Origin of the sequence: Actinoplanes teichomyceticus ATCC 31121, assembly GCF_003711105.1 — a bacterium.
Lineage (GTDB): Bacteria > Actinomycetota > Actinomycetes > Mycobacteriales > Micromonosporaceae > Actinoplanes > Actinoplanes teichomyceticus.
The window spans coordinates 7,989,497-8,009,693 of sequence record NZ_CP023865.1 but is presented as its reverse complement, the minus strand read 5'-3'; the positions used below and the strand labels follow the sequence as shown (position 1 = coordinate 8,009,693).

17 protein-coding genes and 1 pseudogene are annotated in these 20,197 nt (G+C 70.7%); 10 read left to right on the top strand and 8 right to left on the bottom strand.

The window, feature by feature from the left end:
* Positions 1–7 precede the first annotated feature (7 nt).
* From ACTEI_RS35320 to ACTEI_RS35305, 4 genes are all read left to right on the top strand, one after another.
* Positions 8–1,792 (top strand): ABC transporter substrate-binding protein, encoded by a 1,785-nt coding sequence (locus tag ACTEI_RS35320; protein WP_122981600.1) that lies wholly within the window; start codon positions 8–10, stop codon positions 1,790–1,792.
* 115 nt (positions 1,793–1,907) lie between these two features.
* Entirely contained in the window at positions 1,908–2,909 is a 1,002-nt protein-coding gene (locus tag ACTEI_RS35315; RefSeq protein ID WP_122981599.1) for an ABC transporter permease, read from the top strand.
* Between the two features lie 10 nt (positions 2,910–2,919).
* Positions 2,920–3,954, top strand: a complete 1,035-nt coding sequence (locus ACTEI_RS35310; RefSeq protein ID WP_122981598.1) for an ABC transporter ATP-binding protein — start codon at positions 2,920–2,922, stop codon at positions 3,952–3,954.
* A gap of 19 nt (positions 3,955–3,973) precedes the next feature.
* Positions 3,974–5,011 (top strand): ABC transporter ATP-binding protein, encoded by a 1,038-nt coding sequence (locus ACTEI_RS35305; protein ID WP_122981597.1) that lies wholly within the window; start codon positions 3,974–3,976, stop codon positions 5,009–5,011.
* A gap of 172 nt (positions 5,012–5,183) precedes the next feature.
* Here the strand turns inward: ACTEI_RS35305 and ACTEI_RS35300 are convergent, their stop codons facing one another.
* The 7 genes and pseudogenes from ACTEI_RS35300 to ACTEI_RS35270 form a co-directional block, all read right to left on the bottom strand.
* Positions 5,184–6,755: a beta-N-acetylhexosaminidase gene (locus ACTEI_RS35300; protein ID WP_164466238.1), complete on the bottom strand. Its 1,572-nt coding sequence runs from the start codon at positions 6,753–6,755 to the stop codon at positions 5,184–5,186.
* A gap of 23 nt (positions 6,756–6,778) precedes the next feature.
* Positions 6,779–7,843, bottom strand: a complete 1,065-nt coding sequence (locus tag ACTEI_RS35295) for a calcium-binding protein (RefSeq protein ID WP_122981596.1) — start codon at positions 7,841–7,843, stop codon at positions 6,779–6,781.
* A gap of 179 nt (positions 7,844–8,022) precedes the next feature.
* A complete protein-coding gene (locus ACTEI_RS35290; RefSeq protein WP_122981595.1) occupies positions 8,023–9,117 on the bottom strand; it encodes a calcium-binding protein in 1,095 nt (364 codons plus the stop codon).
* Between the two features lie 95 nt (positions 9,118–9,212).
* A pseudogene (locus ACTEI_RS35285) lies at positions 9,213–9,455 on the bottom strand (hypothetical protein); the annotation flags it as partial.
* Between the two features lie 8 nt (positions 9,456–9,463).
* Positions 9,464–10,105, bottom strand: a complete 642-nt coding sequence (locus ACTEI_RS35280) for an HNH endonuclease family protein (protein WP_122981593.1) — start codon at positions 10,103–10,105, stop codon at positions 9,464–9,466.
* A 60-nt stretch (positions 10,106–10,165) separates the two neighbouring features.
* Positions 10,166–11,896 carry a 2-isopropylmalate synthase gene (leuA, locus tag ACTEI_RS35275; RefSeq protein WP_122981592.1) on the bottom strand — a complete coding sequence of 577 codons (1,731 nt, stop codon included), beginning with the start codon at positions 11,894–11,896 and terminating at the stop codon, positions 10,166–10,168.
* 185 nt (positions 11,897–12,081) lie between these two features.
* Positions 12,082–12,867: a hypothetical protein gene (locus ACTEI_RS35270; RefSeq protein ID WP_122982617.1), complete on the bottom strand. Its 786-nt coding sequence runs from the start codon at positions 12,865–12,867 to the stop codon at positions 12,082–12,084.
* Between the two features lie 183 nt (positions 12,868–13,050).
* Here ACTEI_RS35270 and ACTEI_RS35265 point away from each other — a divergent pair, with 183 nt between their 5' ends.
* The 3 genes from ACTEI_RS35265 to ACTEI_RS35255 are packed head-to-tail and all read left to right on the top strand — an operon-like array spanning position 13,051 to position 15,931.
* Entirely contained in the window at positions 13,051–14,316 is a 1,266-nt protein-coding gene (locus ACTEI_RS35265) for an aspartate kinase (protein WP_122981591.1), read from the top strand.
* Positions 14,317–14,324: 8 nt separating this feature from the next.
* Positions 14,325–15,380 (top strand): aspartate-semialdehyde dehydrogenase, encoded by a 1,056-nt coding sequence (locus ACTEI_RS35260; RefSeq protein ID WP_122981590.1) that lies wholly within the window; start codon positions 14,325–14,327, stop codon positions 15,378–15,380.
* Positions 15,377–15,931, top strand: a complete 555-nt coding sequence (locus tag ACTEI_RS35255; protein ID WP_122981589.1) for a hypothetical protein — start codon at positions 15,377–15,379, stop codon at positions 15,929–15,931. Before ACTEI_RS35260 ends, ACTEI_RS35255 begins: the two co-directional genes overlap by 4 nt.
* A gap of 139 nt (positions 15,932–16,070) precedes the next feature.
* Here ACTEI_RS35255 and pyrE read toward each other — a convergent pair whose 3' ends face one another.
* The gene (gene pyrE / locus ACTEI_RS35250) at positions 16,071–16,601 is read right to left on the bottom strand and encodes an orotate phosphoribosyltransferase (protein ID WP_122981588.1); all 531 of its coding nucleotides are present in this window, start codon (positions 16,599–16,601) and stop codon (positions 16,071–16,073) included.
* Positions 16,602–16,752: 151 nt separating this feature from the next.
* Between pyrE and ACTEI_RS35245 the strand changes: the two genes are divergently transcribed.
* From ACTEI_RS35245 to ACTEI_RS35235, 3 genes are all read left to right on the top strand, one after another.
* Complete coding sequence (locus ACTEI_RS35245; protein ID WP_122981587.1) at positions 16,753–17,046, top strand: hypothetical protein; 294 nt, start codon at positions 16,753–16,755, stop codon at positions 17,044–17,046.
* A 795-nt stretch (positions 17,047–17,841) separates the two neighbouring features.
* Positions 17,842–18,261, top strand: a complete 420-nt coding sequence (locus ACTEI_RS35240) for a hypothetical protein (protein WP_145830770.1) — start codon at positions 17,842–17,844, stop codon at positions 18,259–18,261.
* A gap of 75 nt (positions 18,262–18,336) precedes the next feature.
* Positions 18,337–19,317 (top strand): hypothetical protein, encoded by a 981-nt coding sequence (locus tag ACTEI_RS35235; RefSeq protein WP_122981585.1) that lies wholly within the window; start codon positions 18,337–18,339, stop codon positions 19,315–19,317.
* Positions 19,318–20,197 lie beyond the last annotated feature (880 nt).

Below are 20,197 nucleotides of genomic sequence, written 5' to 3'. Positions count from 1 at the left end.
AGTACAGGTGTCCAGGAAGACTAGGGCGATCGCGGCGGCCGGCGTCGCGCTCGCGCTCGGCCTGACAACCGCCGCGTGCGGCGGTTCCAAGAGCGACGACAAGAGCGGTGGCGGCTCCAACGGTGGCAAGTCCGCCTACAACGCCGCGATCACCGATGTGGTGAACCCGTCCACCACCAAGGGCGGCACGCTGAACCTGTGGAGCGCGCAGGATGCCGACTTCTGGGACCCGGCCCGCGCCTACTACGCGTTCGTGTGGAACCTGAACCGGCTCTACACCCGCAAGCTGGTCGACTACGCCTCCTCCCCGGGCAAGGCCGGCCTCGAACTGCAGCCCGACCTCGCGCAGGCGATGCCGGAGATCAGCGCCGACAAGCTGACCTACACCTTCAAGCTGCGCAGCGGCATCAAGTTCGACGACGGCACCCCGATCACGTCGAAGGACATCAAGTACGGCATCGAGCGGGTCTGGGCCTCGGACGTCATCTCCGGCGGCCCGGTCTACCTGCCCGGCCTGCTCGACCAGGGGCAGAACTACCCCGGTCCGTACAAGGACACCGACCCCAACAAGCTGGGCCTGAAGTCGGTGCAGACGCCGGACGACTCGACGATCACCTTCAAGCTGAAGAAGCCGTCGTCCGACTTCCTCTACCTGCTGGCCATGCCGGGCTCCGGTCCGGTGCCGCAGAAGCGGGACAAGGGCGCGCAGTACACCACGGCGCCGGCCTCCTCCGGTCCGTACATGTTCAAGGAAGGCAGCATCCAGCCGGGTAAGGGCGCGACCTTCGTGCGCAACCCGAACTGGGACCCGTCGACCGACACGATCCGCAAGGCTCTGCCGGACCAGATCAACTTCACGGTCACCACGAACGCCGAGGACATGGACAGCCGGCTCATCGCCGGCACCGTGGACATCGACGCCGGCCAGACCGGTGTGCAGGCCACCGCGCGTACCAAGATCCTCCAGGACCCGACCCTGAAGGCGAACGCGGACACCCCGACCACCGGCTTCCTCCGGTACGCGGGTCTGGCCACCTCGGTGGCCCCGCTGGACAACATCGAGTGCCGCAAGGCCGTGATCTACGCGGCCGACCCGACCTCGCTGCAGACCGCCCGGGGCGGCCCGATCGCCGGTGGCGACATCGGCACCAGCATGCTGCCGCCGAACATCGCCGGCTCGGACGCCAAGTACGACCCGTTCAACCGGCTCCAGGGCAAGCCGCAGGTGGAGGAGGCCAAGAAGGCCCTCGCCGCGTGTGGCAAGCCGAACGGCTTCGACGTCACCATCGCCGTGCGTAACAACAAGCCGGCCGAGGTGAAGAGCGCCGAGGCGCTGCAGGCCGCGCTCAAGGGCGCGAACATCAACGCCAAGATCGAGCAGTACGACGGCGCCCAGCAGGCCTCCATCACCGGTGCGCCGGACAACGTGAAGGCCAAGGGCTACGGCATCATCATCGGCGGTTGGGGCGCGGACTACCCGACCGGCGCCGGCTACATGCAGCCGCTGGCGGACAGCCGCTTCATCCCGAAGAACGGCAACTACAACCTGTCGGAGATCAAGGACCCGTCGATCGACGCCCTCTTCGACCAGGCGCAGCTGGAGACCGACCCGGCCAAGGCCGCCGAGCTCTACAGCCAGATCAACCACAAGGTCATGGAGGGCGCGTACTACCTGCCGTTCGTGGTCGACAAGGCGCTCAACTACCGCAACCCGCGGCTGACGAACGCCTACGTGCACGAGGCCTTCGGCATGATCGACTTCCAGGCCCTCGGCGTCAGTGACGGCAAGTAACAAGGTCGTCGTTCCGTAACCGGAACGGGTAATTCGAAGGGTTGGTGAAGGCCGCCCGCGGCGGGCGGGCATCGGTTCTCGCGACCGGTGCCCGCCCGTCCTTTGGCCGAACGTCGTGCTGGCATACCTCATCCGGCGGCTGATCAATGCCGTCATCACGCTCCTCGTGGTCACGCTCGTGACCTTCGGCATCTTCTTCATGGTGCCGAAGCTCACCGGCAGCGATCCCGCGCTGCTCTACATCGGCAAGACCGCGGACGCCGCGTCGATCGAGGGCATCCGTACCAAGATGGGCCTCGACGACCCGGTGCTGGTGCAGTACGGCAAGTTCCTCAAGGGCCTGGTCGTCGGACGCGACTACGCCAACGGGCCGGACGTCACGCACTGCCCGGCCCCGTGCCTCGGTTACTCGTTCAAGACCGAGCAGGAGGTGACTCCGCTGCTGCTGAGCGACCTGCCGGTGACCCTGTCGCTGGCGCTCGGCGCCGCGGTCCTCTGGCTCATCGGCGGCATCTCCACCGGCGTCATCTCGGCGCTGCGAAGAGGCAGCCTGATCGACCGGTCGGCGATGACCGTGGCCCTGGCCGGCGTGTCACTCCCGGTCTATTTCACCGGCCTGCTCTCCTCGGCGATCTTCGTCTACTGGCTGGGCTGGCTGCCCCAGGGCCAGTACGTGCCGTTCACCGAGAACCCCGGGGAATGGTTCGTGCAGATGCTGCTGCCCTGGATCACCCTGGCGTTCCTCTTCGCGGCCACCTATGCCCGGCTCACCCGGGCGAACATGCTGGAGACCCTCGGCGAGGACTACATCCGGACCGCGCGGGCCAAGGGCCTGCCGGAGCGGACCGTCATCGGCAAGCACGGCCTGCGTTCCGGCCTGACCCCGATCGTCACGATCTTCGGTCTGGACCTGGGCGCCCTGCTGGGCGGCGCGGTGCTCACCGAGACGGTGTTCAACCTGCGCGGCCTGGGCTACCAGGCGCTCCAGGCGATCCGCGGCAACGACCTGCCGGTGATCCTGGGCGTCACGCTGATCGCCGCGTTCTTCATCGTCATCGCCAACCTGATCGTCGACCTGGTGTACGGCGTCATCGACCCGCGCGTGCGGCTCGGCTGAGGGAGAGGGCATGTCTTCGGTCACCCCGCGTCCGTTCCTCGAGGTCAAGGACCTCACCGTCCGGTTCGAGACGGACGACGGCATCGTTCAGGCCGTCACCGACTCCAGCTTCACGCTGGAGGCGGGCAAGACGCTCGGCATCGTCGGCGAGTCCGGCTCCGGCAAGAGCGTCACCTCGCTGGCCGTCCTCGGCCTGCACCGCACCCGCAGCAACGCCAAGGTCAGCGGCCAGATCTGGCTGGACGACCAGGAGCTGGTCACCGCCACCGACGAGGAGGTGCGCTCGCTGCGCGGCGGCAAGATGGCGATGATCTTCCAGGACCCGCTGAGCGCGATGCACCCGTACTTCACCGTCGGGGCGCAGATCGTCGAGGCGTACCGGGTGCACCACCCGGGCGTGAACAAGAAGGTGGCCCGGGAGCGGGCCATCGACATGCTGGCCCGGGTCGGCATCCCGCAGCCGGCGCGCCGGTTCAACGACTACGCGCACCAGTTCTCCGGGGGTATGCGCCAGCGCGCGATGATCGCGATGGCGCTGGTCAACGACCCGAAGCTGCTGATCGCCGACGAGCCGACCACGGCCCTGGACGTGACCGTGCAGGCGCAGATCCTGGACCTGATCCGGGACCTGCAGGAGGAGTTCGGCTCCGCGGTCATCATGATCACCCATGACCTCGGCGTGGTCGCCGAGCTCGCCGACGACGTGCTGGTCATGTACGGCGGGAAGATCATTGAGCGGGGCCCGGCGATCGACCTGTTCCAGCGCCCGCAGCACCCGTACACCTGGGGTCTGCTCGGGTCGATGCCCCGCCTGGACCGTGCGGTCCGGGAGCGGCTCACTCCGGTCAAGGGCTCGCCGCCCAGCCTGATCAACCTGCCTTCCGGGTGTGCCTTCCACCCGCGCTGTCCGTACGCGGGCCGCAACGGCGACCGGTCGTTCACCGAGACGCCGGTGCTCACCGGGGGAGCGCACGCGGTCGCCTGCCACCTGCCGGCCGAGGAACGCACGAAGCTCTTCCAGGAAGACGTGGCACCGCACCTCTGAGCGGGGAAGTGAGACAACGATGAGCGAGAACCTGCTCGAGGTGACCGGGCTGCAGAAGCACTTCCCGATCACCAAGGGGCTGTTCAAGCGCCAGGTCGGCGCGGTCCGCGCGGTGGACGGCATCGATCTGAACGTGCAGGCCGGCGAGACGCTCGGCCTGGTCGGCGAGTCCGGCTGCGGCAAGTCGACGGCCGGGCGGCTCTTCACCCGGATCCTGGAGCCGACCGGTGGCAAGATCGTCTTCGAGGGCGAGGACATCAGCCACAAGTCGGTGACCCAGATGCGGCCGCTGCGCCGTGACGTCCAGATGATCTTCCAGGACCCGTACTCGTCGCTGAACCCGCGGCACACGGTCGGCTCGATCATCGCGGCGCCGCTGCAGATCCAGAACATCCCGACCCCGCAGGGCCTCAAGAAGGCCGTGCAGGAGCTGCTGGAACTGGTCGGTCTCAGCCCGGAGCACTACAACCGGTACCCGCACGAGTTCTCCGGCGGCCAGCGGCAGCGCATCGGCATCGCCCGGGCGCTCGCGCTGCGACCCAAGCTGATCATCGCCGACGAGCCGGTCTCCGCGCTCGACGTGTCGATCCAGGCGCAGGTGGTCAACCTGCTGGAGGACCTGCAGAGCGAGTTCGACCTGACGTACGTCTTCATCGCGCACGACCTGTCGGTGGTCCGCCACATCTCCGACCGGGTCGCGGTGATGTACCTCGGCAAGGTCATGGAGATCGCGCCCCGCGACGATCTCTACAAGAACCCGCGCCACCCGTACACGGTCGCCCTGATGTCGGCGGTGCCGGTGCCGGACCCGGTCCGGCGCGACCGCGCGCAGCGCAACCGCGTGCTGCTCACCGGCGACGTGCCGAGCCCGATCAACCCGCCGTCCGGCTGCCGGTTCCGCACCCGCTGCTGGAAGGCGCAGGACATCTGCGCGACCGAGGAGCCCCCGCTGGTGCGGCGCTTGGACGACCCGGACGGGCACCTGACCGCGTGCCACTTCCCGGTGGTCGAGGGCGAGACGGTGGCCGGGCGCAAGCCGGCCGAGACGACCGCCTGATTCCTTCCGCCGAAACAGCCCTGACCACCAGCCGGTGGTCAGGGCTGTTTCGTTCCGTCTCAGCGGCCGTAGAAGAAGAGTCTCGGAAGCCGGCGCGGGGGAACCTCAGTAGCCGTAGTAGAAGAAGGAGTCCACGAGCTCCCGCTGGTATTCGGGTCGCTCCGGCCCCGGGTCAGGACCAGCGGATCCGCGGGGACCGGTAGAAGTGGACGCCGCGGCGGGTCCACCGCCGGCCGTAGGCGCCGAGCCGCTCCCGGAACGACGTCCAGTCGTGCGCGGCCCGCGGTGACCAGCCCAGCTCGGCGATCGCCGGCAGCCGCGGGAACGCCTGGAACTCGATCCTGCCGTAATCGCGCAGCGTCTCCGACCAGAGCGGCGCCTCCACACCCAGCACCGCCTCGGCCGGCACGCCGCGCGCCCAGGTGGCCGGGTCCCAGCCGTAGGCGGCATCCACCTCGATCGTCCCGGCCCAGTGCAGTCCGCCCGGGGTGAGCAGGTCGTACTGCATGTCCAGATAGGTGCGGTCGGCGGGGGAGAGAACCACCTTCGCCCCGGCCGCGGCGGCCGCCGCGACCGGCGGGCTGTCCCGGGTGGCCGCCCAGTACTGGATGACCGCGCCGGTTGCGGCCGGCGCCTCGGCGATCTCCTGCCAGCCGTACGCGATCTTGCCGTACCTGGCCACCAGCGGCAGCACCCGCTGCTCGAACGCCAGGTAGTCGGCGTGCCCGGTGGAGTGCGCCTCGTCACCGCCCAGGTGCAGGTAGGGCCCGGGGGTCAGGGCGGCCAGCTGCCGGATCACGTCCTCGGCGAACCGGTACGTCACCTCCTTGCCGGTGCACAGCGAGCTGTAGCCGACCCGGATGTCGGTCCGCGGTCGCGGCGCCACCCCGTCGCAGGTGAGCTCGGGGTAGGCGACCTGCGCGGCGTTCACGTGCCCGGGCATGTCTACCTCCGGGACGATCGTCACGTACCGCTCGGCGGCGTACCGCACCAGGTCGCGGTAGTCGTCCTGGGTCAGGTGGCCGCCGCCGAGGCCGCGCACGCCGGTGCCCGGCCCGCCGCCCACCGTGGTCAGCCGGGGCCAGCCGTCGATCTCGATCCGCCAGCCCTGGTCGTCGGTGAGATGCAGGTGCAGATAGTTGATCTTGAACCGGCTGATCTCGTCGATGTAGCGCTTCACGTCGGCCGGCGGGTGGAAGTGCCGGGCCAGGTCGAGCATCGCGCCGCGGTAGGGGAACCGGGGCCGGTCGCGGATGACGCCGGCCGGGACGGTCCAGTCGGCACGGCGTACCGACGTCGCCTCGATCTGCGGGGGAAGCAGCTGCCGCACCGTCTGCGTCCCGGCGAAGAGCCCGGCCGGGCGGTTCGCGCGCAGCGCCACGCCGCCCGCGCCGATCTCCAGCCGGTAGCCCTCGTCGCCCAGCCAGGGGTCGGCGGCGGCGTTGAGCCGCAGCTCGATGGCGGGGCCTCCGGCGGCCCGGACCGGCAGCGGATGGCCGGTGGCCGGGCGCAGCGCCGCGGCGAGCTGTTCGGCGACCGGCACGGCCGCGCCGGTCGCGGTGATCACCGTGGTGGCGGTGATCCGGAACGGCGCGGCCCGCGACGGTACGACCTCGGCCGGCGCCGGAACGACGCTGTCCACCGTGATCGGTCCGGGCGCCGGGCCGCTCGCCGCGGACCCGGTGGTCACGGCGAGCGGCAGGAGCAGGACCCCGGCGATCAGGAGGGTGAACGGGCGGCGCACCGCCCGACCGTAGCCGAGCGGATCTACCGCTCGCAGTTGGTCACCAGGTCGATGGGAGTCACCCGGCACAGGTCACCGAGGCCGGTGGCGTCGCCGCCCCCGTCGATCCGGTCGGCGCGCTGGTCGGCCTCCATGCTCGGGTCGACACCGTCGATGGCGTCGTCCCCGGCCTCACCGGCAATCGCGTCGGTGCCCGCGCCGCCGCTGAGCGTGTCGTTGCCGCCGCCGCCGCGGACGGTGTCGTCGCCGTCGGAGCCGTCCAGCGTATTGGCGGCGGTGTTGCCGATCAGCGTGTCGTCGCCGGGCGAGCCCGTGACGATCTCGACGTCCGCGCCGACGCTGTCGTGCTCGCCCGGCATCCCGTCGTCGCCCCGGCCGCCGTCGAGGTCGACCGTCACGCCCCGGGTGTGCGTGGTGTAGGAGACCGAGTCCCGGCCGGCGCCGCCGCGCAGGATGTCCGCGCCCCAACGGGCCGGCGGGATGTCCAGGCGCTCGATCTCGCCGTACAGCACGTCGTTGCCCGTGCCTCCGTCGACCACGTCGTTGCCGAGGCCACCCTGCACCAGGTCGAGACCGGCCTCACCGTAGACCCTGTCGTCGCCCTGCTCGCCGTCCAGGTGGTCGTTGCCGCCACCGCCGTAGATGCGGTCGGTGCCGGTGCCGCCCTTGATGACGTCCGGCCCGCTGCCGCTGTCGATCACGTCGTTGCCGCTGCTGCCGTAGGCGAACAGCTGCAGGGACGTCTTGTTGACCAGCCTGTCGTCCTTGCTGCCCAGCTTGACCGAGAGGAACGGGTCGTACCGCGAGGTGCAGCGAACCTTGGTCCGATCGTGCTTGACCGCCTTGCAGCCCTTGCCGGCCTTGATCGGGTACTTGTCGTCGATGGTGACGGTGCGGCCGGACCGGGTGATCACGACACGGTTCGCCTTGCCGGAACCGGCGACGAAGGAGACGAGCGAGCGGTCGACCGACGCCTTGCCGGCGCCGGCGGCCTGGGCGGGCGAGCCGCCCGCCAGGACCGCGACGCCGGCGAGGAGCGTCGCGGACAGCGTGCCGCCGGCGCGAGACAGCCAGGGTGAACGTGCCAAGGTGGGTCCTTCCCCCGAAGGTCGATTGAGCTCGGAGGATATACACCGGGTGCACACGCCGGCGTCACCCGGCCTCCACGGTGGGGTGCGGCCGCGTCAGCGGCTCTCCACCCGTTCACACGCGATCACGACGTCGACGCGTGCGCGGATACGCCCGGACGCGGCGACGTGGATGCGGTTCAGATGGTCGGGACCGTCTGCACGCGCTCGCAGGCGGTCAGCACGTCGATGACGGTGACCCGGCAGAGGTCCCCGGCGCCGGTGTCGTTCGCCCCGCCGACGACCTGGTCGGCGCGCTGGTCGAGCGTCGCGGTGGACGGCTCGTTGCCGATCAGCGTGTCGTCGCCGGCTTCGCCGTCCAGCCGGTCCGCGCCGTGATCGCCGTCCAGCCGGTCGTTGCCGCGGCCACCCCGGATCGTGTCGGCGCCCTCGTTGCCGGCGATCCGGTTGGCCGCGGCGTTGCCGGTCAGCGTGTCGTCCTGCGGCGAACCGTCGATGTCCTCGACGTCGGCGCCCACGGTGTCGTGCTCGCCGGCCTGGCCGTCGTCGCGGGCGGCGCCGTCCAGGTCCACCGTGACCGGCTTGTCGTGGGTGGCGTAGGTGACCGTGTCCCGCCCGGCGCCCCCGCGCAGGATGTCCGCGCCGTGCGGGCCGCTGAGGCCGACGCCACGGTCCTCGGCGTCACCGGCGAGGTGGTCGTTGCCCGAGCCGCCGTCGATCAGGTCGTTGCCGAGACCGCCCTGCAGGTGGTCGCCGTACGTGCCGCCGTGGATCCGGTCGTGGCCGGTGCCGCCGTCGATCCGGTCCCGGCCGGAGCCGCCGTGGAGCCGGTCGCTGCCGCTGTCGCCGTAGAGCTCGTCGGCGCCGGACCCGCCGGTGATCACGTCATTTCCGGTGCCGCCGGACACCCCGGACGCGATGGCGGTCCGGTTCACGAGGCTGTCGCTCCGGCCGCCCAGGCCGACCGACAGGAACGTGGGCGCCTTCGCGGTGGTGCAGCGAACCTTGGTCTTGTCGCGCTTGACCGCCCGGCAACCCGTCCCGGCCCTGATCGGGTACCTGTCGTCGATGGTGACGGTCCGGCCCGAGCGGGTGATCACCACCCGGTTCGCCCTGCCGGAGCCGGCCTGGAAACGTACCGATGCGGAGCGGGACGTCTCCTTGACCGAGGCGACGCCGGTGCTCGCGGCGTAGGCCGGCGCGGACACGACGCCGGCCCCCGCCGTCGCGAGCACGATGGCCCCGACCCGGGACAGCCAAGCCGATGTGGACATGCGCGGGACCTCCCCTTGCGAAGCGGTCCCCGAAGCTTAAGCGGGCTCGTCCACCCGGCGCCGACCCGTGGCCGGCCCGGCCGAGGAGAGTGCGGTCAGCCCTCGGGACGATGCAGCAGGCTCACGGCGACGGTGTGCACCGCCTCCAGATCGGCGGGATCGGCCACCGGCACCTTGCCGCCGGTCACGACGTACCACTCCGCGGCGTCGCGGTACTGCACCCGCAGGGTCACCTCGTTGCCGGCCAGCTCGCTGCGCAGGGTCAGTTCGCCGGTCACCACGCCGACCTCGTCGGTCATCACACCGCCCGGCCCGGGCACGATGTCGGTGGTCCTGCTCTGCTCGGTCATCCGCATGTCTCCAGCATGTCGGTGAGGGCGTCCTTCTCATTCTCGGTCACGGTCAGCCGGTAGTACGACTTCACGGTGATCCAGTCCGCGGCGTACTCGCACCACGCGTCCCGTGCCGGCGGCTTCCACGTCGACGGGTCCTGGTCGCCCTTGGACCGGTTCGAGGTGGCCGAGACCGCGAGCAGCTGCGGGCGGTCCAGGTCGTTCGCGAAGGCCTCGCGCTGGTCGGTGGTCCACCGGTTCGCGCCGGAGCGCCAGGCGTTGGCCAGCGGGACGGTGTGGTCGATGTCCACCTTGGTCGGCGCGTCCAGCACCTTGCCGTCGTAGAAGCTCGTCCAGGTGCCGGCCACGACGTTGCAGCCGGACGTCTTGACCCTGGTGCCGTCGCGTTCCAGGACCGAGTCGCGGACGTCGCAGTTGTCGCCGGTGCTCTTCCAGTGCGGGAACTTCTCCCGGGTGTACCCGGTCATCCTGCCGGCCGGGGCGACGGAGAGCTTGCCGAGCAGCGCCCGGGCGTCGCCGGCGCGGGGCGTGGAGGCGCCGGGGGAGCCCGGGTCGCCGGCGTCGACGACCTCGCATCCGGCGATCAGCGCGGCGGTGAGCAGGAGCGGGATCCAGCGTGGGGTATCACGGGGCACGTGCTTCAGGGTAAGCGCGGACCCCGCGTGCCGCCCGGTGGAGCGACACGCGGGGGTGAATCAGCGAGCCCGGTTGATGGCGCTGGTGACGGCCTTGATCGAGGCGCTGACGATGTTGGCGTCGATGCCCACGCCCCAGAAGGCGCGGTCGCCGACCTCGACCTCGACATACGCCGCGGCCTGCGCGTCCCCACCCGAGGTCAGCGCGTGCTCCTGGTAGTCCAGCACCCGCGCCTTGATCCCGAGCGGCTCGACGGCCTGGGTGAACGCGTCGATCGGGCCGTTGCCGACGCCGGTCAGCGGCCGGCGCACGCCGCGGTGGAACACCTCGACGTCGATCTCGACCTTGCCGTCCACCGTGGCGGTGCTGTAACCCTCCACCTTGAAGGCGGTCGCGACCTGGTGCTCGACCAGGTACTCGCCGGCGAAGATGTCCCACATCGCCTGCGGGGAGACCTCGCCGCCGTCCGCGTCGGTGCGCTGCTGCACCACGCCGGAGAACTCGATCTGCAGCCGTCGCGGCAGGTCGAGGTTGTGCTCCTCCTTCATCACGTACGCCACGCCGCCCTTGCCGGACTGCGAGTTGACCCGGATGACCGCCTCGTAGGTGCGGCCCACGTCCTTCGGGTCGATCGGCAGGTACGGCACACCCCAGGTGAAGTCGTCGATCGGGGTGCCCGCGGCGTCCGCGTCGGCCTGCAGCGCGGCGAAGCCCTTCTTGATCGCGTCCTGGTGCGAGCCGGAGAAAGCGGTGTAGACCAGGTCACCGGCGTACGGGTGCCGCTCGTGCACCGGCAGCTGGTTGCAGTACTCGACGGTACGCTTGATTTCGTCGATCCGGGAGAAGTCCACCTGCGGGTCGATGCCCTGCGAGAACAGGTTCAGGCCGAGGGTGACCAGGTCGACGTTGCCGGTGCGCTCGCCGTTGCCGAACAGGCAGCCCTCGATCCGGTCGGCGCCGGCCAGCAGGCCCAGCTCGGCGGCGGCCACCGCGGTGCCCCGGTCGTTGTGCGGGTGCAGGCTCAGGATCACGCTGTCGCGGCGGGGCAGGTTGCGGTGCATCCACTCGATCGAGTCGGCGTACACGTTCGGGGTGGCCATCTCGACGGTGGCCGGCAGGTTGATGATCAGCGGCCGATCCGGGGTCGGGTCGATCACGTCGATCACGGCGGAGCAGATCTCCAGCGCGTAGTCCAGCTCGGTGCCGGTGTACGACTCGGGCGAGTACTCGTAGAAGATCTCGGTGTCCGGGGTGTGGATCTCCGCGTACTTCTGGCAGAGCCGGGCGCCGGTGGTGGCGATGTCGGTGATCCCGTCCCGGTCCAGGCCGAAGACCACCCGCCGCTGCAGCGTCGAGGTCGAGTTGTAGAAGTGCACGATGGCGCGCTTGGCGCCGCGGATGGACTCGAACGTCCGGTCGATCAGGTGCTCGCGGCACTGCACCAGCACCTGGATGGTGACGCCGTCCGGGATCAGGTCCTGCTCGATCAGCTGGCGTACGAAGTCGTAGTCGGTCTGGCTGGCCGCCGGGAAGCCGACCTCGATCTCCTTGTACCCCATGCTGACCAGCAGCAGGAACATCCGCCGTTTGCGCTCCGGGGACATCGGGTCGATCAGGGCCTGGTTGCCGTCGCGCAGGTCGACCGCGCACCAGCGCGGGGCGGCCTCGACGATGCGGCCGGGCCACTGCCGGTCGGGCAGCGCGACGGAGAACTGGTTCTGATACGGCTCGTAGCGCTGGAACGGCATCGGGCTGGGACGCTGAGCCGCGAAGGGATTGTCGATGGACATGTGACTGCTCCGGTCAGGAAGAAGACGAGCAGGCGGCGCGCGTCACCTCCGCGACGAGGTGCCGGCCTGGGATGGGGCCTCGTCGCGGCAACGAAGGAGGAGGTTCACCTGCCACATGTCCCGCACCACGTTACGTGATCCATTCGCGGGCGGCCATCCGAACGACCGGATCGTGGGAACGCCGGTTATCCGGCCGCGGCCGACGCGGCGGTCGACGGTGCGGCCGCGCTCATGCCCATCGCCTCGCCGCCGACCTCCGGCCCGGGGAACTGCACGGTGGCCGGCGCGGCGACCTGCCGGACCAGCTTGAGCACGCCGAAGCCGACCCGGGCGGCGGTCAGCAGGCCGTCCGCGGAGTAGCAGTAGACGCCGACGTCGACCGGCGCGTCCATCGAAGCCATGATCGAGTCGACCGAGTAGCACGAGCCGCCCTGCGCGCCGTCCAGCGGCTGCACCGCGGCGACCGACAGCGCGGCGTCGCGATCGGTGAAGACCGGTAGCCACTGCCGGAACAGCCGCTGCACCTGCGGGTCGTAGCGGCGCGGCACCTTTTCACCCTTGGTCGCCACGTGCACGCACCCGGTCGTCACCGGGGCGCCGGTCATCGACAGCGAACACTGGTAGACACCGTTCATGTTGCGCACGATCGAGACGTCCGCCGTGCCGCCGAGCGCGCCGCCGGCGATGTCCACGCGCCAGCTGCCGTCGTTGGCCACGGTGGCGACCACGTTGCGCGCGACCCCGTCAGCGCCGGTGAAGGAGTACAGCGCGGCGTAGCGCCGGTCCAGGGCGAGCGCGGCCATCCCGGCCAGCTCGTCGCGGGCGTCCGGGCTGCCGGCGGCGGTCGCCGGCGCCGAGGTGCCCGGGGCCCGCGGCGGCGTGCCGTCGCCGCCGCACCCGGCCAGGCCGAGGGCCAGCACGGTGGCGGTCAGCGCGGCCGGGCCGCGTCCGGATCCGGAAGGAAGGCGCACCGCGACATTCTCGCCCCATCCCACCCGATCCGCGCGACACGCCGGTCCGGGCCGCCCGGCGTGTCGCGCCGTGGCGGCCGGATTCTGGGATCGCCTGTCGAGCCCGCGCATCGGCGCGGCTAGGGTGGTGGCGACCGCCCTGACCGGCGTCGTTGTTCCGTGTGACCGAAGGAATGGTTCGCCGTGGCTCTTGTGGTGCAGAAGTACGGTGGTTCGTCGGTAGCGAACGCCGAGCGCATCAAGCGTGTGGCCGAGCGCATCGTGGCCGCCCGCAAGGCCGGCGACGACGTCGTCGTGGTCGTCTCCGCGATGGGGGACACCACGGATGAGCTGCTCGACCTGGCCAACCAGGTCAGCCCGCTGCCGCCCGGCCGCGAGCTGGACATGCTGCTGACCGCCGGGGAGCGGATCTCGATGGCGTTGCTCGCCATGGCGATCCACAACCTGGGTTACGAGGCCCGGTCGTACACCGGCTCGCAGGCCGGCGTGCTGACCACCTCGGTGCACGGCAAGGCCCGGATCATCGACGTCACCCCCGGCCGCCTGCGGACCGCGCTGGACGAGGGCGCCATCGCCATCGTCGCCGGCTTCCAGGGCGTGTCGCAGGACACCAAGGACATCACCACGCTCGGCCGCGGCGGCTCGGACACCACCGCGGTGGCGCTCGCCGCGGCCCTGCACGCCGACGTCTGCGAGATCTACACCGACGTGGACGGCGTGTTCACCGCCGACCCGCGGATCGTCCCGGACGCGCAGCACATCAAGAAGATCACCTACGAGGAGATGCTCGAGCTGGCCGCCGGCGGGGCGAAGGTGCTGATGTTGCGATGCGTGGAGTACGCGCGCCGCTTCAAGGTGCCGATCCACGTACGCTCTTCGTACTCGAACAAAGAAGGCACGCTCGTCACCGGATCGATGGAGGACCCTGACGTGGAGCAAGCACTGATCACCGGGGTCGCGCACGACCGCAGCGAGGCCAAGATCACGATCGTCGGCGTGCCGGACGAGCCGGGCGCGGCCGGCCGGATCTTCGAGACCGTCGCGCAGGCCGAGATCAACATCGACATGATCGTGCAGAACGTGTCGACCGAGGGCACCGGCCGCACCGACATCTCCTTCACCCTGCCGAAGTCGGACGGGCCGAGCGCGATGGCGGCGCTCGACAAGATCAAGGAGCAGATCAAGTTCAAGAGCCTGCTCTTCGACGACCACGTCGGCAAGGTCTCGCTGATCGGCGCCGGTATGCGTTCGCACCCGGGTGTCGCCGCGTCGTTCTTCGCGTGCATCGGTGAGGCCGGCGTGAACATCGAGATGATCTCCACGTCGGAGATCCGGGTCTCGGTCGTCTGCCGTGACACCGACCTCGACACCGCGGTCCGCGCCGTGCACGACCAGTTCGAGCTCGGCGGCAACGAGGAAGCCGTCGTCTACGGCGGTACCGGCCGGTAAGCCCGGCGATGGCGCGGCCCACGCTCGCCGTCGTCGGAGCCACCGGTTCCGTCGGGGCCGTCATGCTCGACCTGCTCTCGTCCCGGCGTGACGTCTGGGGCGAGATCCGGCTGATCGCCTCGGCCCGGTCCGCGGGCAAGTCGCTCACCTGCCGCGGGGTGACGCTGCGGGTGCTCCCGCTGACCGCCGAGGCGTTCGACGGCGTGGACGTCGCGATGTTCGACGTGCCCGACGACGTCGCGGCGCGCTGGGCCCCGATCGCGGCGTCCCGGGGCGTCGTCGTGGTGGACAACTCCGCCGCGTTCCGCATGGAGCCGGACGTCCCGCTGGTGGTCGCCGAGGTCAACCCCGAGGTGATCGCGCACCGCCCGCGCGGGATCGTCGCCAGCGCCAACTGCACGGTCGCCGCGATGATCATGGCGGTCGCCCCGCTGCACTACGAGTACGGCCTGCGCGAGCTCGTGCTGGCGTCCTACCAGGCCGCCTCCGGCGCCGGCCAGGCCGGCGTGGACACGCTCTACGACCAGCTCACCAAGGTGGCCGGCGACCGGCTGCTCGGCTCCCGTCCGGGCAACGTGCGGCAGGCGGTCGGCGACGACCTCGGCCCGTTCCCGGCCCCGCTGGCGCTCAACGTGGTGCCCTGGGTCGGTGAGCCGGGCCCGCTCGGCTGGTCCGCCGACGAACTGAAACTCCGCAACGAGAGCCGCAAGATCCTGGGCCTGCCGGCCCTCAAGGTCTCCGCCACGTGCGTACGGGTGCCGGTGGTGACCGGGCACTCGGTCGCGGTGCACGCGGTCTTCGCCACCGAGGTGGCCGCGGACGGCGCCCGCGAGGTGCTGCGCAACGCGCCCGGGGTGATCCTGGTCGACGACGCCGAGGCCGGTGAGTTCCCGATGCCGATCGACGCGGTGGGCACCGATCCGTCCTGGGTCGGCCGCATCCGCCGGGCGATGGACGACCCGCGCGCCCTCGACTTCTTCGTCACCGGCGACAACATGCGCAAGGGCGCCGCGCTGAACACCGTGCAGACCGCCGAGCTGCTCGCCGCCGAGTTCGGCAGGTGACCACCCCGCTCCCGCGCGGTCCGGCCGGGCCGCGCCCGGACACCGGCCCGGTCTTCGGCACGCCGGGCGGCTTCCGCTTCGACGGCGCCGAGCGGTGGGTGTGGTGGGGTCAGGACGAGAACGGCGAGGACGTGGTGGCGACCCGCGGCGGCCGCCTGGTCACCTTCGGCTCGGCCGCCGAGTGCCGGGCGGCGTTCCCGGTCCTGACGATCGCCTCCGGCGATCCGGCCGTCTCCGGCGAGGAGCCCGACCCGGTTGCGGCCGATCTGGGTCCGGCCCAGGAGTGGGTACGCGGGCAGCGCCTGTCCGTCCCCCTGTCGAGCGCTCTGGACCTGTGGAACTGGGGGATCGACGCGGCGTACTCCACCGGGCAGAGTTTCGCCCAGCGGGCCCGCCGCCACGACCGGTGCTACGACAAGCTGATGGCCCACCGGTCGCCGTACCTGTTCGGCCTGGACGAGTACCGGCCGGTCTGGTCGGCCGGGGAGATCGCGGTGCTGCGGCAGACGCTGGGGCGGGCGGTCCACGTGCTGCGCGCCGCGCTGGCCTGAGCGCGCTGCCGGAGGCCCCCGCTGGCCGGATTCGCGGCCCGGCTTCGGTGTCCGCGAGGAGCGATGGACGGTGCGGGGTCCGGCGGTGACCCGGCGTGGCCCGCGACCGGAAGCCGCGGGCCACGCCCGGATCGGCGGGTCAGGACGCGGCGGCGTCCAGATCGGCCCGGGTCAGCAGGGCGCGCAGGGTGATGCCCTCGGCGGCGAGCGCCTGGGCACCGCCCTCCTGGCGGTCGATGACGCAGAGCGCGTGGTCCACGTGGGCGCCGAGCTTGCGCAGCTCGCCGGTGGAGATCACCACCTGGCCGCCGGAGGTCACCACGTCCTCGACGACCAGCACCCGGCGGCCGGCCACCTCGGCGCCCTCGGCGAGCCGGGCGGTGCCGTACTTCTTCGCCTCCTTGCGGACGAAGGCGGTGGGGAGCTTGGCGTGCCGGGCCAGCGCGGTGACCACGGCGATGCCACCCATCTCCAGGCCGGCGAGCACCTCGGTGCCCTCCGGCACCAGTACGGCGAGGCGCTCGGCCAGCTGGTCGAGCAGCACCGGGTCGGCCTCGAACTGGTACTTGTCGAAGTATTCGTTGGCGATACGGCCGGAACGCAGCGTGAATTCGCCGGTCAGGCGGCTAACGGAGCGCACCTGGCGGGCCAGGTCGATGGAGTCAGTCACAAGGTCCCAGCTTGTCAGGCGCGGGTTCGGCGGCGTGCGACCACCCCGGTCGTCACCCGTTGGCGTACTTGATCTCTGCAATACGACATTCTATGCGTGTTTGGGGTAGTTTTCGCCTAATTAGCGGCCTGTGCCCGGAAGGAACCTCGCTGTGACACCCTTCGCCATGCTGTTTCTGCTCGCCCTGGCCGGATCGACGTGCTTCGCACTCGGCCGGGCCTTCGGCCGCGGGGAGCGATACGAGCGCGGATATCGTGAGGGCTTCCGCGACGGCGAGACCGGCTCCCTGGCCCGGGCCACGAGGCTCATGCAGCTGGGCGAGCGGCAGGCGATCGCGCCGGTGGTGGAGACCATGCTCGGGCCGTACTGCGTGCCGCAGCAGATGCCCCGCCCGGTCGGACCGCCGGTGGCCGGCGTCCCGGTACGCCCGCAGTTCGCCGTCTGACCGCGAATCTTCCGGAGCCGACCGGCGCCCCTCGCCCCGCGTCCGGCGCCGCATCCCTCTCCGCCACCGCCCGGGCCGGTGTCGTGCACCGGCGGGCCGGGGTGACCGCACGGCCGGTCTGCGATTTCCGCGCCTTGTTTTGTCGGTCTCGTTTTCCGCTTTGTTGTAGGGCGGCTGCGCCCGCTTTGTTGTATCCGGCGATGCCCGCTCTGTGGTGTCGGGTGACGGTGCCCCGCATTGTTGTGTCGCCGCCGCGCTCTGCGTCGTCGTGCAGCTACCGCGGTCCGCGTCGTCGTGTCATTCTCATCCGCCGCGCCGGCATGATTTCCGGGCCGCTTCTCCACCGCCGCCCGGTCGTCTGCGGCGGCCCATTTCCCTCAGCAGTGGTCACCCGGCGCCCAGCGCGTGTGGCGGCGAGCCGGCACGGCCGCAACCGGTCCCCCGGCAACGCGTCGCTCCCGCCGACGGGATGCCCAGGCCCTCCGCCCAAGGAGATCGGTTTCAGCCACGAGGCGAGGCTACAAGCGCCGCGCCACCGCCGCTGCCCCGTCCGTGAACTTCGGACGGACGGTGCGTGACCATGCCGGCTCGATGGGCTCATGTGGACACTGCGGGCTTCCGCCGTGTGGCCAGGCAATCATCCGGTCCGCCGCGGCCTCGATGGCCTTACGCAGGGCGACGAGCGATCCACTGTGTGCGATGCGTCACATTTTTATCGTATTGACGCCGTCGAAACCGGCGGACAAGTATGGGGCGCTGCCGGGATAACCCCAGCCGCGCCAGAAGGGAAATGCAATGAACAAACGGGGAATGGCGATTTCTCTGGCTTCGCTCGTGGTGAGCGGTGCCCTTGTCAGTGCTGTTGCGCCGACGGCGGCCTTCGCCGGTGAGGCGGACTTCTGCAGCACGACCGCCACCAACGCGGGTAGCACCTGGTTCAATGGCACCACCCGCACCACCAAGCAGGCTGAGGACATCTTCTGGGCCTACGACGGTCAGATCCCGGGCGGTTGCTCGTTCGGTGAGTTCTACCAGCCGTCCGACATCACGGCGCGCGTCGTCGTGAACGGTAGCGCCACCAGCGCGTACACCTACGCCGGCGAGACCTACGGTCGTCACAAGTTCACGACGCAGACCGCCAACGGCGCCAGCTACAAGCTGCAGTGGCGTTACTCCTCCACCCCGACCTGGGGTAAGTGGCACTTCGAGAACTGAGAATTGCCGGACCGCGGTGAGGGCGTCCGCGCCCTCACCGCGGTTTTTTCGAACGGAGCGCAGGACCGCATTCCCATGAAACGTGCCGTAGTCAGCATCGCCGCAGGTCTGCTCGTGGTGGCCGTCGTGTCGGTGATCGCCTATCGTCTGGCCGACCGGGATTCCGGCCTGACCGCCGCCGAGGCGGCTGTGATCAGGGAAAACCTGTTCACCATCAAGGATCCGGCCGAGAACGCGAGCCGTCTGGCCCGGTATCAGGACGCACGTGCACAATGCATGGCGGAGGCCGGCTTCACCGTTCCGGTCCGGCACCCCGTGGTTTCCCGGCTCCCGCGTTATGACGATCGGCAGGGGCTTCCCGACCGCGCTTTCGCGCAGCAGTGGGGATTCGCGGTCTTCACCGACAAGGAAATCGAGGACGAAGAGTTCTCGGTGGCCGACCCGACCGCGGTCAGCACCACTGAAAGCGACGCCTACTACACCGCCATGTTCGGTTCGTGGCGCAAGGATCCCGAGGGCGGCGTCGTACCGAAGAATGCTCTTGGTGGCTGCGCCGGTAAGGCGCTCCAAGCATCCAACCCGATCATGTACGCCATGAACGAGCTGCCGCCCAAGGCGCAGCAGTCGTACCGGGCCATGAATCAGCAGATCGTGAGCGACCCGAAAGTCGTCGCCGCGGTCGGCACGTGGCGCAAATGCATGGCGAGCAACGGGTACGACGTCGGCGACGCGACGTACGACTCCATGGCGCCCTGGCTGGAGTCTCGCAAGAAGGTGACCGAGAGCGGCACTCGGACGGTCCGCATCCAGGCGTTCGAGAATGAGAAACCGCAAACCGTCACGGTGCCGAAGTACGACGCGAAATCGCTGGCCGAGGCGACTTCCTTCGAGCGTGCGGTCGCGAAGGTGGCGCTGGACTGCAGCGACGCGGAAGGCCTGGACGCGACGATCCACAAGGCGTGGCAGATCCGTCAGGACCTGTGGCTGAAGAAGTACTCATCGGAGCTCGCCGACGGCGCCAAGCTGGAACTCGCCGCCGCGGCCTCGACCCGGTAGGCATGCCGGCGGTGTCCGTCACGGGCCCGCCGGCTGAACCGTTGCGGCCCTCGGCCGGTGCATGGAGTGCGCGCTCGCGCCCAGCCGCGTGTCCCTGCCCGGGTGGGCTGTGGAGGTCGCGCCGCACTCCCAGCCCGTCCCCCGGCGGCGGGAGGCGGCGCGTCGGCTCGCCCGGCGTGCCGGTCTGCGAACCCGCTGGGGTCGTCGGCCGGATTCCGGCAACGCGGCAGTCCGCCGGATCCACCAATCGAAGCGAAATGCCGATCGCCGATCTCGCGCGGTGGAGTCCCATGTCAGCGGAGCCTTTGTCACAGGGTGTTTCTCGGGTGGTCCGCGGCGCGGGTCCGATCGAATCCCGGAGCGCCTCGATGCCACCCACCATGCGCCGCCGCCTCGCCCCCGGCGTGGCGGGGCCATCGGGATGAGTCGGGGTGACAACCGGGGAGTCGCGATTTCTCTGGCCTCCGTCGCGGTGAGGGGCGCCCTCGGCCCGCGCGGCGCCGGCGCACGTCCGGCTGGCGCGGCTCCACCCGGGAGCGTCCGGCCGCGAGTGTGAAGCGGCCGGAGAGCCCGCACGTCCGGGGCGGGGCCTGTGGGGTCCACCGCCCGCGGGATGCCGGCTCTGTGTGGCCTGCGGTGCGCTTCCCCCACCCCGGGGTTGCCGGGCCTCGCTGCCGGCCCTGACGCCGGCGCGTGCCGGCGCTGCGCCGTCGTGATGCCCGTCGTCGTTGTGCCGGCGTCCTTGGGCCCCACAACCCGCGTCCCCGGCAGCAGTGCCCGCCGGAACGGCTGCGGCCCCGGCATCGGCGACGTGGTCTCCGGCACCGCTGCCGCGGGCTCGCCGACCTGGACCGCTTGCCACAGGAACGTGAGGAACGTT